Raw genomic sequence first — 14,005 nt, forward strand, 5'->3', positions numbered from 1 at the left:
TATACCGATGGGCAGCCCGTTTCTGCCGATGAAATGCCGGCCCCAAACCGGCCCTGTCTACCCGCGGGCTTCGTCGGTAGAAACGGGCCGTTCGCCGACGTTCTCGGGCCTGCGGTCGATTCGCTTTTCATCGGAACGGAACAGGCTGTTGCTTTGGCAGATTAATGGGTTGGTTCATAATTCCGCACCCTCGCAGCCTGCCTGTACAACGCGGTAGTTCATACGGCGAGGTTGATGACAGACGCCGTTACGATGGCAGGTATGGGCGGTAAAAAACAGGAAGATACAGGCTTTATGGTAAGTAGCTCTCTGGAACGCTCCGGCCTTCGGCTCGAGTACCCGCCGGCCGTTGCCGACGAGATGGCAATTCAGCTAACCCATGAGGTTGTCCGACACAGCCAGTCAACCCGATTCGGTATCCACGCCCGGCCGCTTTTACCGGATAGCGGGGGCGGCCAGGCCATTTGTTTTCTCACTCCCTTTTATCTGCTTCTGATTGTATGACAACAAGACGAGATTTCCTACGCACGGCCGGTACCCTGACCCTGGGCGGTGCGGTATTGCCAGCTTTCGCCAGCGTACAGGACATGCTGGGCAAGGCGCCCGCCTACCCTATTGGCATCCAGCTCTTTACCCTGTTTGGCCCCATGAACGAAGATCCGAAGGGAACTCTGGAGAAAGTGGCAGCAGCGGGCTATAAAGAGATCGAGTCGGCGTTTAACCTGCGCGGTGGCTACTACGGCTACTCGGCCAGAGAGTTCAGGACGCTGGTATCGGACCTGGGTATGACCTGGCGCGCCCACCACGCGGGTGGCGCACCGTTCCGGCCGCGGCCGCAGCAGGTCCCACCGGCGGGTACTGCGGCCGGTGCACCGCAGCGGCCGGCTATGGATTTCTCGAAGATGCCGCCCATGCTGAACCTCCGCGACAACTACCAGCAGCTGATCGACGAAGCCGGAGAAGGCGGACTCGCTTACCTGGTCTGCTCCAGCACGCCGGTTGGCACCGTTGACGAGATCAATAAATCGATCGAGGTATTCCAGAAAACGGGCGAAGCCGCCAAAAAAGCCGGCATTGGCTTCGCGTATCATAACCACGCCACTGAATTCGACGCGGTCGAAGGCGGCAAAACACCCTACGAGCTGATTCTGTCACAGACAGATAAAGACCTGGTCAAGATGGAACTCGATCTGGCCTGGGCCACCAAAGCCGGCAAAGACCCCGTTGCCCTGTTCAATGAGCAGCCCGGCCGCTTTCCGCTCTGGCACATCAAAGACATCAAAAGCGACCTCAAAACGATTACCGAAGTCGGCAACGGCGTGGTCGATTTCAAAAAAGCGTTTACCGCAGCCCGGAAAGCCGGCCTGAAATACATTTTCGTAGAACAGGACATGGCGCCCGGCGGGATTGACAGCATCACCACCAGCTACACCAATCTGAAAAAGATCCTATAAACCCGACCCTGCCATGAACCAACCCGCTACCTCAACACCCTGGTCAGGCCGCCTGTCGCGCCTGGCCATACTGCCGCTACAGGCCTGCCTGCTGATGGCCCTGGCCTCTTTCGTCATCCAGGACGACCCCGCCAAACCCGACGAAACCCGATTTACACCGGTCGTGCTGGCCGAAGACCTCGATGAACCCATGGTCTTCGAAGTGGCCAGTGATGGTACTACCTTTATCATCGAGCGCAAAGGGGCCCTGAAGAAGTACGACCCCGTTACCAAATCGGTAGACCTCATCGCTACGATCCCCGTCAACACCAAATACACCTCCGCTCAGGGTCGCGTGTCGGAGGCCGAAGAAGGGCTGATGGGGCTGGCGCTGGACCCCAAGTTCGATCAGAACCACTGGATGTACCTGTACTACGCCCACCCGACGGAGAAAAAACACATCCTGACCCGCTGGGAATACCGGAACGACAAGTTGGTGGAGAACTCGCAGAAGGTGATGCTGGAAGTACCGACCCAGCGCGAGGTCTGCTGCCATACGGGCGGGGGCATGACCTGGGACAAAGCCGGTAATCTGTACCTGACCGTTGGCAACAACACCGGCAACCAGCAGGCGGCTCAAACCGACGAGCGCCCCGACCGCAGCAGCTGGGACGACCAGGGCCACGCGGGCAACACCAACGACCTGCGCGGTAAAATTCTCCGGATTCACCCCGAAGCCGACGGGACCTACACCATTCCCGATGGAAACCTGTTCCCGAAAAGTACTGCCGCGGCCGACCGCGCCAAAACCCGGCCCGAAATCTACTCCATGGGCCACCGTAACCCCTGGCGCATCTCGGTCGACAGCCAGACGGGTTACATCTACTGGGGCGAAGTTGGCCCCGACGCTACCAAAGATTCGGAGATCGGCCCGCGGGGTTACGACGAGCTGAACCAGGCCCGCAAGCCGGGTAACTTCGGCTGGCCGTGGTTCGTTGGGAACAACCAGGCCTTTCCGGTCTATGACTACGCCAACAAGAAGCCCCTGGAAAAGAAAGATCCGACCCACCCCGTTAATAACTCGCCCAACAACACCGGCCTGACGGAGCTACCCCCAACGGCGCCTTCGTTCGTTTACTACCCGTACGCGGTTTCGGAAGAGTTTCCGCTGGTAGGAACCGGCTCGCGGTCGGCTACGGGTGGCCCCGTATACCGGCAGGCCGATTTCAAAAACGCCAAACGGCCGTGGCCTGCCTATTACGAAGGCAAATGGATCGTGACCGATTTTTCGCGCGGCTGGATCATGGCCATCACTATGGATGCCGAAGGCAATTACCAGTCGATGGAACGGTTTCTGCCCAGCTACCACCCGGTCGAGCCCATCGATATGAAGTTCGGCCCCGACGGCGATCTTTACGTACTCGAATACGGCAGCAACTGGTTCCGCAAGAGCGACAACGCCCGGCTGGTTCGGATCGAATACAACAGCGGCAACCGCAAACCCATTGTACAGGCCTCGGCCAGCAAACCCGGGGGTAAGGTGCCGCTGCAGCTCACCCTCTCGGCCGACGGTAGCCGCGACAGCGACGGCGATCCGCTTACCTACCAGTGGAAAATCACATCGCCCGGCCAGCCGGCCCGCACCCTAACGACCGCCAACCCCGCCGTCACCTTCGACAAAGCAGGGGTATACACGGCGACGCTGACCGTTACCGACGCCAAAGGAGCCGCCAACAGCCAGTCGGTACGGATCATTGCCGGCAACGAAGCCCCGACCGTAGCCGTCAACCTGGCCAGCAACCAGACGTTCTTCTTCCCCGACCAGCCCATCCAGTACGCCGTTCAGGTAACGGATCAGGAAGATGGTAGCCTGGCCCGGTCGACCGCGGCTCCGGGACAAATCAGTCCGGCACGGGTGGCGATGAGTATCGACTATACCTCCGAGGGTTTCGACTATGCCGAGGTAGCCCAGCGCCAGCGCAGCGTCGATGCGTCGACCCAGTATGCCGTAGCGCAGGCGCTGATCAACCAGAGTGACTGCAAGGTGTGCCACCAGCTCGAAACCAAATCGGTGGGCCCTGCCTTCACGGCGATTGCGACCAAATACAAAAACGACGCAGCGGCCCCCGACCGCCTGATTACCAAAATCCGGCAGGGGGGCGTTGGCAACTGGGGCGACGTAGCCATGCCGGGCCACCCGGCCATGTCGGTTGCCGATGCCCGTATTCTGGTCAACTACATCCTGCACAGCACCGAGAAAACGTTCAGCAGCCTGCCTTTGCAGGGTAGCTATACGGTAAAACTCCCCGAGGGCGACCCGGGCAAAGGGTCGGTGCTGATCCGGGCGGCCTATACCGACCGGGGTAGTCAGGTGAAGGGCGGCAAACCGGTTCCGGCCCAGACGGCCGAGCAGATGCTGGTGCTGCGCAGTCCCGAAATGGATGCGTCAACGGCGGCTGTCATCAAAGGCGCCGACGTAAAAGCCAAGGGTATGGGCAAGGGCGAAAATGTTATCCCCTACCAGAATAGCTACATCGGCTTCCGGAAGCTGGACCTGACCGGTATCCGGCAGCTGGAACTGGCGGCTTCGGCCCAGCGACGCGAGGGTAGCGCAGGCGGCACCATTGAAGTGCATCTGAACTCGCCCACGGGTCCGCTCATCGGCACCACCTCGCTGGAGCTGGCTCCCGAAGTCGACATTGAAAAACTCATGGCCCAGATGGAGTCTGGTCAGAAACCACCTGCCGCTGGCGGAGTCAACGCCCCAGCCCCGGGTGCCGCTCCCAAAACCGGAGCCCCAGCGGCTGGCGGCAAGGGCGGGGGTAATTTCAATCCCTTTGCCCGACCGCCGGTCTTCCTGACGCTTCAGCCAACGGAGGGCGTTCACGATGTGTATTTCGTCTTTAAAAACGAGCAGGCCAAAGCCATTCAGCCGCTGATGTCCGTATCGTCCATCAAATTCCTGAACAAAGTGCAGCAGTAGCACGCGGTTACTGTACTTACGAAACCACTCGTTACCGTGTCCACGCGGTAACGAGTGGTTTTTTGCTGTCGAGCAGGTCGGTGCACTCTCACCCGTTGCCGTGAGGACACGGCAACCTGACCGGATGGCTTTTGCTGTCGCGCAGGTCGACGACTACGCGTCCCGGACTACGCGTCCCGGTGAGAACACGCTAACGGGTGCTTATCTGTTATGAGGGCAGTAGTATAGATCGGCGGGGACGCGCTTTTTCAGATGCCGCCGATATAGGTCGGGCATCTGTTTACGTTAGAATAGCCATCGGGCCGGAGTACGGGTACGCTCGCTCTGATGACGCATAAGGATACTATGGCACACCTGATTACGAGTAACCTGCGCGGCAATGCCGATCTGCCCAATCACTTCGACGCCATCGTGGTTGGGTCGGGGATGAGTGGTGGCTGGGCCGCGAAAGAACTGACCGGCAAAGGCCTGCGCACCTTGCTACTGGAGCGGGGACGGGATGTAAAACACGTTACCGATTACCCCACCGCTACGCTGAATCCCTGGGATTTTGAACACCGCGGGCAGGTTTCCCTGGAGACTAAACAAGCCTATTCGGTAGCCAGCCGAAACTACGCCTTTTACGAAGGGAGCAAACATTTCTACGCCAGCGACGCCGAGAACCCCTACCTGCAGGACAAACCCTTCGACTGGATTCAGGGCAACCAGGTGGGTGGGCGTTCGCTGCTATGGGGTCGCCAGACACAACGCTGGAGCGACTTCGATTTTACCGGCCCCGCCCGCGACGGGTTCGCCATCGACTGGCCAATCCGCTACGCCGACCTGGCGCCCTGGTACAGCTATGTCGAACGGTTTATCGGCGTTTCGGGTAACCGCGACGGGCTGCCTACCTTACCCGACGGCGAGTTTTTACCGGCCCATGAAATGAACTGCGTGGAAAAATACTTCCAGCAGCAGATGAGTCAGCACTATCCGACCCGACCGGTTATTATGGGTCGGGCGGCCCACCTGACCCGGCCCGGCGCGATTCATATGCAACAGGGCCGGGCCCAGTGCCAGCACCGCACGCTCTGCGAACGGGGGTGCCCCTACGGCGGCTACTACAGCAGCAATTCGTCAACCCTCCCCTGGGCCATGAAAACCGGCAAGCTCACCCTGCAGACCGACGCCGTGGTCCACTCGATTATATACGACGCAGCAAAGAAGCGGGCCACGGGCGTGCGGGTCGTTGACCGGCAGACGGGCAGCATGACCGAATATTTTGCCAGCGTGCTCTTCCTGAACGCGTCGGCGCTCAGCACCAACCGGATTCTGCTCAACTCGACCTCTGACCGCTTTCCCAACGGGCTCGGTAATGATAACGGACTGCTGGGTAAGTTCATGGCTTTTCATAGCTACCGCGGCCGTATGTCAGCCCAGTATGACGGGTTTGCCTACTCGACTACCTGGGGACGGCGCCCCAACAGCACCTACCTGCCCCGTTTCCGCAACGTACACCGGCAGGAGACAGATTTCCTGCGCGGCTACGCCACGATCTTCTCGGCCAGCCGACCCTCGCAGCCCGACCGGAACGGCTTTGGTGCCGACCTCAAGGACCGGCTCACGCAGTACACCCCCGGCCCCTGGTCGGTCATGGCCAGCATGATGGGCGAAACGATCCCGAAAGAACACAGCACCGTCCGGCTCGACCCGATGCAGAACGATGCGTGGGGGGTTCCACTGCTGCGGGTATCGGTGGCCTACGATGAGAATGACGCGAAGATGCTGCGCGATTTTTTCGAGCAGTTCACCGAGATGTTCGGGCGGGCGGGCTTTACGGCCATAAAACCCATCGATACGGGTCGGCTGCCCGGCAGTGAGAACCACGAGATGGGGGGTGTTCGGATGGGGCGCGACCCTAAAACGTCGTTACTGAACGGCTGGAACCAGCTGCATCACTGCAGGAACGTGTTCGTCACCGACGGCGCCTGTATGACCTCCACCTCGACGCAGAACCCGTCGCTGACGTACATGGCGCTTACCGCCCGGGCGGCCAACTATGCGGTTCGGCAGCTGAAAGCCCGCCAGCTGTAGACTATTTCATCCGCTGTTTTCACCCTCTACTCTCCCACTCCGATGCGCACGATAACCCGCCGGTCGGCGCTGAAAACGACCCTGGCCAGTCTGACCACGGCCCTGATGACACCGGCTTTCGGGATTAGCGCGGCTGCCCCCCGGTTTTCATTTTCAACGCTGGGCTGCCCGAAATGGCCGCTGGCTACCATCCTGAAAACCGCCGTCGACGGGAGCTATCAGGGCGTCGAGTTTCGGGGGCTCATGGGCGAGCTGGACCTGACCAAAAGTCCGGACTTCAGCACGGCCGAACGCGCGGCCGACGCCAGAAACCGCTTTGCCAGCCAGGGCGTTCGGATCTGTAACCTGGGCGCATCGACCCAGCTCCACCATGCCGACCCCACCAAACGAGCCAAACACCTCGACGAAGCCCGGCGGTTTATCGATCTGGCCCGGCAACTCGACTGCCCCTTCGTTCGGGTTTTTCCCGACCAGCTACCGCCCGACCAGGACCGCGCCAAAACGCTCGACCTCATCAGTCAGGGTCTGCTCGAACTGGGCGGGTATGCCAAAGAGCGCGCCGTCACGGTGCTGCTCGAGTCGCACGGCGAACTGACCAAAAGTGATTGGCTGCTTAAGATCATGACCGCGGCCGAGCATCCGAACGTGGGACTGATCTGGGATGTGTTCAACATGTGGGTCGATGCGCACGAAACGCCTGTGGCCGTGTACCAGCAACTAAACCGGTTTATCCGGCATGTACACATCAAAGACGCCCGGATCGAGGGGGCGGCCCATCATTATGTAGCGGTTGGGCAGGGGGTGGCTCCGCTGCGCGAAGCCATCGGCGCACTTCGGGCCGGGGGCTATCAGGGGTTCTATAGTTTCGAATGGGAAAAGCTGTGGCACCCCGACATTGCCGATCCGGAGCAGGTGATTCCGCAGTACCCGAAAGCCATGAAAGCGTATTTCTAGCGCCAGCCCTCCGTTACCGGAGTACGCCAGCCGACTCGGCAAGCGGGCATAGCTGCGCCCCCGACCGACGCAGGAGTTCGGCCGATACCAGGGGCGTCTGATTCCAGGGATCTTCGACAACTACGTAATCGTAGGTGCGCAGCAGCAGATGAATGGTAGCCGCCAGCCGGGGCGAGGCCATCAGGGTTTCGGTCTGCAGGGTGCCGGGCCAGCCGTCGGGACCGTCGAGCCGCGCCAGCAGTTCCAGCCAGCTGCCCAGCTGATACTGCGCCCGTTGCTTAGCCTCTTTGATCGCTTGTTTGTTCAGCTCCCACGATTCCAGATCGTACGGATGCACTACCGTCAGGGCAATGGATTCCTGCTTGTTTTCGACCGCCCAGTTGCGGAGGGCCAGGGCCGAATCGACCGAGCAGTTGGTAATGAAGAGCGCTTTTTTCATAAACCGGAACGACGTACAGATGGTCAGACAAACCTACGTTTCCGGCCCATCAGCGCTGATGAGTCCTGTCAGCTGGTCGGCTGACTCTGGTCAGCTGCAGCGCTGATCACCAGTTGGCCCGGCGCAGCTTGTCGGGTTGCAGCACCCGAATGCCCGTCGTGGCCGATCCGCCGGTTACTGTTGTCTGCTCGATCAGGCCATCCTGCCTGAACTCGCTCAGCGTACGGATCAGCGACTCGGTAGCCGTACCCACCACCGACGCCAGATCATCGCGCGAGAGCTGAATCAGTTCGCCGGGATGCTGGTCGTGGAGCCGCAGCAGCGCATCGGCCACCCGCCGACGCAGCGAGCTGTAAGCCATACCGAGCAACTGGGTTTCGCGCTCGCTCACCCGCCCCGCCAGCAGGCGGATAAACTGCTGGCCTACCTCCACGTTGGCCGTCAGCAGCTGGGTAAAATCTTCCTTCGGAATATAAATCAGTTCCGAGTCATCGAGCGTTACGGCCGAGTCGGTGTATTCGGTCATTTCGAGCAGCGGCAGGTATCCGAAAAAGTCGCCCGGACCGTAGAGTCCGGTGATCAGCTCCTTACCGTCGGCGTTCGTTCGTACGGTTTTGACCTTACCCGACTGCACGAAGTACAGCCGCGTCGGTTCGTCGCCTTCGGTGTAGATATACTGTTTCTTACGGACCGTATGCACCTTACGGTCGGCCGGGAGGCTTTTCAGGTCGGCTACCTGCCGGGCCTCATTGATAAACTCGTTCAGATCGTCGGCGGTGGCGGGCTGACCCGGCGGTGGTCCCACGTGTCGGAATCGGTTCAGCCGCCCTTCAATGGCGCTGAGAAGCTCAGACTCATCGAAAGGTTTGGTCAGGTAGTCATCAGCGCCCAGTTCCATGCCTTTCCGAAAATCGGTCCGTTCGGTTTTTGCCGTCAGAAAAATAAACGGTACACTGGCCAGCTGCGGGTTTTTGTTAAAAATATGCAGCACCCCGTACCCATCCAGCACGGGCATCATGATATCGCAGATGACCAGATCGGGCCGGGTCTCGAGCGCTTTTTCGACGCCCACTTTCCCGTTCTCGGCAGTCAGTACCCGATAGCCGGTCAGCTCCAGTATTTCGGCGGTATTTTCGCGGATGGCGTCGTTATCTTCAATTAGCAGAATGGTTTTCATACGGCAGCGTTAAGGTAATAGTGGTTCCCTGACCCAGTTCACTGCTGAGGGCAACGGTACCGCCCATCAGCTCAATATATTTGGCTACGATATGCAGCCCCAGCCCGGTACCGGGCACATTAGTTACGTTTTTGGCCCGAAAGAAGCGCTCGAACAGATGCTCCTGATCATCGGCAGAAATGCCAACGCCCTGATCCTCGACCGTCAGGGTAATCTGGTTATCGGCCTGCCCCCCCGTAACGATTACGACCGAGTCGGGCCCGGAGTATTTGATGGCGTTAGACAGCAGGTTGACCATCACCTTGCGCAGCAACGAGGGGTCGAGCCAGACCCGGCCCAGGTTACCCAGCGCCAGCTGCACCGTTTGGCCGGTTTTTAGCATGCCCTGCATGTCGGCCACCACGTCGGCCACCAGTTCCGGCAGATCGACCGCAGCGGGGTTGGCCTCGATCTTGCCTTCTTCGAGCCGCCCGACCGACAGAAACTCTTCCAGAATATCGTTCAGGTGGTTGACCGACGCCCGAATCCGCGACAGGTGTTTCTGCCGCTTGTCCTGCTGATCGCCACCGGGGTATTTTTCGATCAGCGTAGCCGACGTCAGCACCGTGGTAAGGGGCGTTCTGAACTCGTGCGATGCCATGGAAACAAAGCGCGATTTGAGTTCGCCCAGCTCCCGTTCGGCCGCCAGCGCCACGGCCAGCTCGTTTTTCGACTGCTCGAGCTGTTCGAGGGTGTTGAGCAGCGCGTGCGTACGGTCGGCCACTTTCTGCTCCAGTTCGGCATTGAGCCGCTCGATCCGGTCCCGACCCGCCAGCAGCTCCCGCTCGGCTTCTTTCTTGAACGTGATATCGATAATATAGGCCACTACGTGTAGCTGGTCGTCGAGCCGGAAGTAGCTCAGGCTGACCTCGACCGGAAACACCGACCCGTCTTTCCGGCGGGCGTGGAGGTCGCGGTTGTGGCCCATGGCGCGCACCTGCGGATTGGCAACGAACGACTGCCGAAGCCGCTCGTGATATTTCTCGACATCCATCGGGACCAGCATATCGATCGACTGCCCGGTTAGCTCGTCGCCCTCGTAGCCGAACAGCTGGCCGGCCATCTGGTTCAGCGATACGATCCGGCCCTGCTGGTTGGAGACGATAATGCCGATGGTGGCATTGGTGAACACCGCTTCGTAGCGCAGCACACTTTGTTTGAGTTCACGCTCGGCCCGGTGCAGCCGTTCCTGATCCAGCATCCGTACCATCACAAACAGGTGCCCTTCGTTGTTGAACGACGTAACTTTTAGCCGACCCAGGAACAACTCTCCGTTGGCCCGTCGCAGTTCGGTCACTTCGTCATAGAACCCTTCCCGCGTGATACGCTCAATCAGGCGGGTTCGTTCGGACTCGCTGAGCTGATTGGCCCGCAGCGAGCGTGACCAGACGGGATCATTCAGAAACGCTTCTTTTGTCTCAAATCCGAGCAGCTGGATACCGGCCGTATTCACCTGAACGAACCGCCCGAGATCGACATCATAGAGGCCAATGAAATCATCACTTTGCTCGAAAAGTAACTCTGTAAGGGCCGGATTACCGCTGGATGTTAGCATGAGACAACGGGCTGGTTTGTAGCATAACGGCTGGTATTGTCTTTTTTACTTTATGGACAGCCGCTGCTCCAGCAAAAATCAACTTCTATTCTGATAGTCGTCATACCTACCTGCTGGTAACAATACCATTTTTACATAAATTTTTTTGGCTGCGCGCTGGCCCGAACAATGCCCGTACCTGTATGGAAGCGAACCGCACTTCTCCCCTTCTTATTCCGGCCAGCACAGCGGTGTTGCTGTGTTTTTTACCGACGGCCAGCTCGCCGGAGATGTACCAGGAACGGATGTTGCTCACGGCCCGGCTTCAGCAACTGCTGCCCAGCACCATACGGATTTTAAAAGTAGACGAGTCGCTGCATCCGGAGGTCGTTAAAAGTTTCAACCTGCATCAGCTCCCCGCTTTCGTTCTCGTGCAGCGCGGCATCGAATACTGGCGGAAAGAGGGCGTCGGCTCAACCGATGTGCTGGCCGCCCTGCCCGGTCTGCTCCAAAAAGTAAACTCGTTCTGAGAACGCACCCGGACCGGTGCTGCTTTCGCTGCGCTGACCGGGCATCCGGTCGAGACCTTATTTCGCCGGTGTCGTTTTCCCGTGACAAAGCGGAATAGGCGGCTGATCGGGGCTGGCGGGTGGGGCAACGTAGACCCCGCGCACAACCAGCAAAACGCCCAGCGCGAGCGTGGTCAGCGGTATGACCCGGACAAAGCGCTGACGCAGCCCAACCGGAAACAACGCCGGAATGGACCGAACAGCCAGCAGAGCCGGTACCGTACCGGCCCCGAACAGGATCATGTAAAGTGCCCCCTGCCCTACGTTGCCGGTGACAACAGCCCCCGCCAGCGCTACATATACAAATCCGCACGGCAGCAGGCCGTTCAGCAAACCCAGGGCCGCAAACGCCCGCAGCGACGGCTCGTGCAGGAAGCGCGCCATGGAGCCAACCAGCCATCGGGATGGCAGTCGACCCGACAGGCTGCCGAATTTACCCCGGGCCGCCATTGTCCAGACCACCAGAAACAGCCCGGCCCCGATAGACACAGGCCGTTGCAAATTCAGCAGCAACAAGCCCTGCCCGACACTCCCGACTACAAGCCCGATACCAGCATAGGCGCTTACCCGCGCCAGATGATAGAGACCGATACCCAGCCCCCGGCGGGCTACGGGCAACCGACCAACGGGCAGCGCCATAGCCAGTGGTCCACACATACCGACGCAGTGGAGGCTTCCTACCAGGCCCGTTGTCAGGGCCGCCAGTATCCAGGTGATAGCCATCAGGGTTTGGTAAAGGACTGTTCGTGGTAAAAAGTCTGTCCGCCGGCCGACCAGCTGACCTGAGCCCGCCAGCGCCCGCTGCCCAGGTCTGCCGTAGAGATGGTCTGCTGGCCGGGGCTGAGCGTAATGGTCCGGTCCTGCGCCCGGTCGGCCGGGCGGTAAAACGTCAGCTGGCCCTGCGTCCAGCCCGATGGCAGCCGGAGGTCGAGCTGTTGCCGAGCCGGATCGATCTGCAACACAGGGCCCTGTTTGAGATGAGCCGTGCGCGCCAGGCGGTCGATATGTTGCTGATAGGCGATTTCGTCCTGATAGTAATCGTCGCGCACCAGATCGATACGCTGACGACTCATCCGAAATACCATCGTGCCGATGAAGCCGGCAAACACAATAAAAACAAGTACAATAGCTTTTCCCCAGTTCATATTGATCATTGATTGAGTGAATGTTTCATTGAGTGATTGAGCGAGTTGGCGATTGAGTGTATGTCGGCGCCGTGCCTGTCTATTCACTCAATCACTCAATGAAAGATTCACTGTTCTGGTCCCAGGAAGTTGGTTTCGACCTGGTCGATGAGGGTGTTGCCCGACAGGATGTCGATTGTCAGGGGTGTGTTGCTTTGCCGAATGGCGGTTTCGGGCAGGGTGATAAAAAACATGGTTTTGGTTAGCTCGCCGGGTTTCACTTCTGCCAGGGGCTGTACGAACCGCAGCCGGGCCGCCGGATGGCTCAACCGAAACCGTACGGGCATCGGCTGGTAGGTTTTGTTGATCACCTCTACCGAATACAGGTTAGCAATTTTCCCGTTTGCCTCGCGCTGAAACAGTTGCCCCGGCGCCCGCAAGACCGTTGTATCGAGGGCCGGACGAGTGCCGAGCAGACCGCCCAGCACCGCCAGCAAGGCCAGCAGCACACCTGTATAGGCTTTGATACGCGTCGTAAACCGAAACGGCTCGCGGGTTTCGATGCCCGTCAGCGAATCCATCCGAATCAGGCCCTGCGGCCGGTCGATCCGGTGCATCACCTCGTCGCAGGCATCCATACAGGCGGTGCAGTTGATACATTCCATCTGCGTACCATTCCGGATGTCGATACCCGTCGGGCATACCTGTACGCACAGCTTGCAGTCGACACAATCGCCTTTGGGGGTCTGGGGCAGGGGGCGCGGAGCAGAAGCGTGGGCGGCTACCACAGGCTGCTCCAGACGCCCTCCCCCAGACCCCGTATCCCGTGTGATCTGCTTCCGTTCTTTCTTGCCGCGCGGTTCGCCCCGAACATAGTCGTAGGCCACCACGAGGGAGTGTTTATCGAGCAGCACACTTTGAAGGCGGCCGTATGGGCAAATAGTTGTACAGACAATTTCGCGCAGGTAGGCAAACACGGCATAAAACACCCCCGTAAAAACGAGCATGGCGGTCAGGCCGGCCAGGTGTTGAGAAGGCCTGTCGGTAATCAGGGTCATCCACTGGTCGCGGCCGATGATGTAGGCCAGAAACGTATTGCCGATGACGAACGAAATCAGGAAAAACACGGCATGCTTGGCGGCCTTTTTCAGGATTTTTTCGGTCGTCCAGGGACCGGCGTCGAGCCGCTGGCGGGCCTTGAAATCACCCTCGATCCAGCTTTCGATCCGGCGGAACACCATCTCCATAAAAATGGTCTGCGGGCAGGCCCAGCCGCAGAACACCCGGCCATATACGACCGTAAAAAGCGTCACGAAGACAACGAAAGTGATCAGTCCGATGGCTACCAGGTAGAAATCCTGCGGCCAGAACGTCACCCCGAAGAAGATAAACCGCCGTTCGAGTATGTTGAACAGAAACAACGGATGCCCATCGACCCAGACAAACGGCCCCGCCAGCAAAGCCACCAGCAGCACAACCGCTACCGCCGTACGCCAGCGCGTATAGCGCCCCGACGTAGCGCGGGGGTAGAGCCACTTCCGTCCGCCCTGTTCGTACTGATTGGGCAGATGGGACCGGAAATAATCGTCGACGGGGGCTTGTTGAGTTATCATGGGAGGAGCGGCTGAATTACGGATTACTGACCGGCGCTGATGAAGACGGTTCTCGTATCGGCCTCGG

At 59.5% G+C, this 14,005-nt stretch carries 12 protein-coding genes; 6 read left to right on the forward strand and 6 right to left on the reverse strand.

Going from position 1 to position 14,005, the window contains the following annotated elements; genetic code table 11:
- Positions 1 to 234: 234 nt before the first annotated feature.
- The 5 genes from EQG79_RS16350 to EQG79_RS16370 all read left to right on the forward strand — a co-directional run bounded on the left by EQG79_RS16350 (position 235) and on the right by EQG79_RS16370 (position 7,443).
- Complete coding sequence (locus tag EQG79_RS16350) at positions 235 to 504, forward strand: hypothetical protein (protein ID WP_129602616.1); 270 nt, start codon at positions 235 to 237, stop codon at positions 502 to 504.
- Positions 501 to 1,454, forward strand: coding sequence for a sugar phosphate isomerase/epimerase family protein (locus tag EQG79_RS16355; RefSeq protein WP_077923310.1), 954 nt, complete (start codon positions 501 to 503; stop codon positions 1,452 to 1,454). Before EQG79_RS16350 ends, EQG79_RS16355 begins: the two co-directional genes overlap by 4 nt.
- Before the next feature lie 13 nt (positions 1,455 to 1,467).
- Entirely contained in the window at positions 1,468 to 4,416 is a 2,949-nt protein-coding gene (locus EQG79_RS16360) for a PQQ-dependent sugar dehydrogenase (protein WP_129602618.1), read from the forward strand.
- 345 nt (positions 4,417 to 4,761) lie between these two features.
- Complete coding sequence (locus EQG79_RS16365) at positions 4,762 to 6,489, forward strand: GMC oxidoreductase (protein ID WP_129602620.1); 1,728 nt, start codon at positions 4,762 to 4,764, stop codon at positions 6,487 to 6,489.
- 42 nt (positions 6,490 to 6,531) lie between these two features.
- Complete coding sequence (locus tag EQG79_RS16370) at positions 6,532 to 7,443, forward strand: sugar phosphate isomerase/epimerase family protein (RefSeq protein ID WP_129602622.1); 912 nt, start codon at positions 6,532 to 6,534, stop codon at positions 7,441 to 7,443.
- A 13-nt stretch (positions 7,444 to 7,456) separates the two neighbouring features.
- Here the strand turns inward: EQG79_RS16370 and EQG79_RS16375 are convergent, their stop codons facing one another.
- From EQG79_RS16375 to EQG79_RS16385, 3 genes are all read right to left on the reverse strand, one after another.
- The gene (locus tag EQG79_RS16375) at positions 7,457 to 7,882 is read right to left on the reverse strand and encodes a hypothetical protein (RefSeq protein WP_077923313.1); all 426 of its coding nucleotides are present in this window, start codon (positions 7,880 to 7,882) and stop codon (positions 7,457 to 7,459) included.
- 106 nt (positions 7,883 to 7,988) lie between these two features.
- Positions 7,989 to 9,059, reverse strand: coding sequence for a response regulator (locus EQG79_RS16380; RefSeq protein ID WP_077923314.1), 1,071 nt, complete (start codon positions 9,057 to 9,059; stop codon positions 7,989 to 7,991).
- The gene (locus EQG79_RS16385; RefSeq protein ID WP_077923315.1) at positions 9,037 to 10,653 is read right to left on the reverse strand and encodes a sensor histidine kinase; all 1,617 of its coding nucleotides are present in this window, start codon (positions 10,651 to 10,653) and stop codon (positions 9,037 to 9,039) included. The genes EQG79_RS16380 and EQG79_RS16385 overlap by 23 nt, the downstream gene beginning before the upstream one ends.
- 182 nt (positions 10,654 to 10,835) lie before the next feature.
- Between EQG79_RS16385 and EQG79_RS16390 the strand changes: the two genes are divergently transcribed.
- On the forward strand, positions 10,836 to 11,162 hold the full coding sequence (locus EQG79_RS16390; protein WP_129602624.1) for a thioredoxin domain-containing protein: 327 nt from the start codon (positions 10,836 to 10,838) through the stop codon (positions 11,160 to 11,162).
- Between the two features lie 57 nt (positions 11,163 to 11,219).
- On the opposite strand, the gene EQG79_RS16395 is transcribed toward EQG79_RS16390, so the two are convergent.
- The 3 genes from EQG79_RS16395 to ccoG form a co-directional block, all read right to left on the reverse strand.
- The gene (locus tag EQG79_RS16395) at positions 11,220 to 11,924 is read right to left on the reverse strand and encodes a sulfite exporter TauE/SafE family protein (protein WP_129602626.1); all 705 of its coding nucleotides are present in this window, start codon (positions 11,922 to 11,924) and stop codon (positions 11,220 to 11,222) included.
- Positions 11,924 to 12,346 carry a FixH family protein gene (locus EQG79_RS16400; protein ID WP_129602628.1) on the reverse strand — a complete coding sequence of 141 codons (423 nt, stop codon included), beginning with the start codon at positions 12,344 to 12,346 and terminating at the stop codon, positions 11,924 to 11,926. The genes EQG79_RS16395 and EQG79_RS16400 overlap by 1 nt, the downstream gene beginning before the upstream one ends.
- Positions 12,347 to 12,453: 107 nt before the next feature.
- Positions 12,454 to 13,938 carry a cytochrome c oxidase accessory protein CcoG gene (ccoG, locus tag EQG79_RS16405; RefSeq protein WP_129602630.1) on the reverse strand — a complete coding sequence of 495 codons (1,485 nt, stop codon included), beginning with the start codon at positions 13,936 to 13,938 and terminating at the stop codon, positions 12,454 to 12,456.
- Positions 13,939 to 14,005 lie beyond the last annotated feature (67 nt).

It is taken from the genome of Spirosoma sordidisoli (genome assembly GCF_004138325.1).
Taxonomy (GTDB): Bacteria; Bacteroidota; Bacteroidia; order Cytophagales; family Spirosomataceae; genus Spirosoma; species Spirosoma sordidisoli.

Coding starts and splice junctions, on each gene's coding strand:
- EQG79_RS16350 (WP_129602616.1), top strand. CDS start 235: ATGACAGACGCCGTTACGATGGCAGGTATGGGCGGTAAAAAACAGGAA.
- EQG79_RS16355 (WP_077923310.1), top strand. CDS start 501: ATGACAACAAGACGAGATTTCCTACGCACGGCCGGTACCCTGACCCTG.
- EQG79_RS16360 (WP_129602618.1), top strand. CDS start 1,468: ATGAACCAACCCGCTACCTCAACACCCTGGTCAGGCCGCCTGTCGCGC.
- EQG79_RS16365 (WP_129602620.1), top strand. CDS start 4,762: ATGGCACACCTGATTACGAGTAACCTGCGCGGCAATGCCGATCTGCCC.
- EQG79_RS16370 (WP_129602622.1), top strand. CDS start 6,532: ATGCGCACGATAACCCGCCGGTCGGCGCTGAAAACGACCCTGGCCAGT.
- EQG79_RS16375 (WP_077923313.1), bottom strand. CDS start 7,882: ATGAAAAAAGCGCTCTTCATTACCAACTGCTCGGTCGATTCGGCCCTG.
- EQG79_RS16380 (WP_077923314.1), bottom strand. CDS start 9,059: ATGAAAACCATTCTGCTAATTGAAGATAACGACGCCATCCGCGAAAAT.
- EQG79_RS16385 (WP_077923315.1), bottom strand. CDS start 10,653: ATGCTAACATCCAGCGGTAATCCGGCCCTTACAGAGTTACTTTTCGAG.
- EQG79_RS16390 (WP_129602624.1), top strand. CDS start 10,836: ATGGAAGCGAACCGCACTTCTCCCCTTCTTATTCCGGCCAGCACAGCG.
- EQG79_RS16395 (WP_129602626.1), bottom strand. CDS start 11,924: ATGGCTATCACCTGGATACTGGCGGCCCTGACAACGGGCCTGGTAGGA.
- EQG79_RS16400 (WP_129602628.1), bottom strand. CDS start 12,346: ATGAACTGGGGAAAAGCTATTGTACTTGTTTTTATTGTGTTTGCCGGC.
- ccoG (WP_129602630.1), bottom strand. CDS start 13,938: ATGATAACTCAACAAGCCCCCGTCGACGATTATTTCCGGTCCCATCTG.